The sequence below is a fragment of the Hymenobacter sp. 15J16-1T3B genome (genome assembly GCF_020711235.1).
Classification (GTDB): domain Bacteria; phylum Bacteroidota; class Bacteroidia; order Cytophagales; family Hymenobacteraceae; genus Solirubrum.
Genome location: NZ_JAJFAV010000038.1, coordinates 1 through 982, shown reverse-complemented (window position 1 = coordinate 982; position 982 = coordinate 1). Strand labels below are relative to the sequence as shown.

The following is a 982-nucleotide window of genomic DNA, read 5'->3' as shown; positions in this document are numbered from 1 at the left end:
GTATATCTTCTTTTATCTTGTTTTGACCCATATTATCTATCCTATACGGGGAGTACTCCTCATAATCCATTTGATGCATGTATTTATAATCAACAATTTTAATAATGGAAATATTATCTCCGCTCAATACATAAGATCCTGATGGTTGCGCTACTACAGGACGTTTCGCCACAATGGAATTTATTTCGTTGTCAAACGAATTTATATCTATCTCAACTATCCCTTTACACAATTGATTCTCTATGAATTTCCTATTCCTTTGCATGTATTTCCTAAATATACTATTCACTTCTGGATATTCAGACATAGTCCTCTCATAATCCAACCAACGTATAGTATAATAAGACTCATTATCCACAACTTTTTTAACTTTGTTGTATAAAGCAGCCGCGGTGTTGTAACCTATTCCTGTTAAAGTGACAAGATCTGGACGCAGTTCCCTCCTTCTCCAACTATTATTAAAAGATAATAAAAAGGGGTTACTGCTCATTTTACCATAATCAACAAGTCTACCCTGTATATCCGCATATAGAACATTTTCTTTAAAGTCAGCTGACTGCAGGACATAAGTCTGACACATATCCTCCCATACATCGTAAAAATTGTTAATACCCCAATATATGCCGTCAGAGCAACTATCACGCTCCCCATACAAGAATGCCTCAACCGCATCATAAAAATGCCAGAAGTCCGCATCCTTGTATACCGTCTTAATATCAATATCTTGAAGAACGTTTTTAAGAATTCCAATCGTATCCGCAAAAGAGTCCTTATTAAACAGACTACTATCTGGCTGCAAATAGCTCTCTTTGAATTGCTCTGACAATTCAAAGGCTCTATCACTAACACCATGCACCTCATCTAATTCCTTCTTTATTTCTATATATATATAACAAAAAAGTTGTAATACTGGAGGCCCCTCCTGCTGTATAATAATTTTGGGAATATTCATCTCATCAAGATAAATAACATCTTCCTCTAG

At 35.2% G+C, this 982-nt stretch carries 1 protein-coding gene; it reads right to left on the bottom strand.

Translation table 11 applies throughout. The features are described 5' to 3' along the window. On the bottom strand, positions 1–952 hold a 952-nt coding region (locus LJ737_RS26795), incomplete at its 3' end, for a hypothetical protein (RefSeq protein ID WP_227769854.1). Between the last annotated feature and the right edge of the window lie 30 nt (positions 953–982).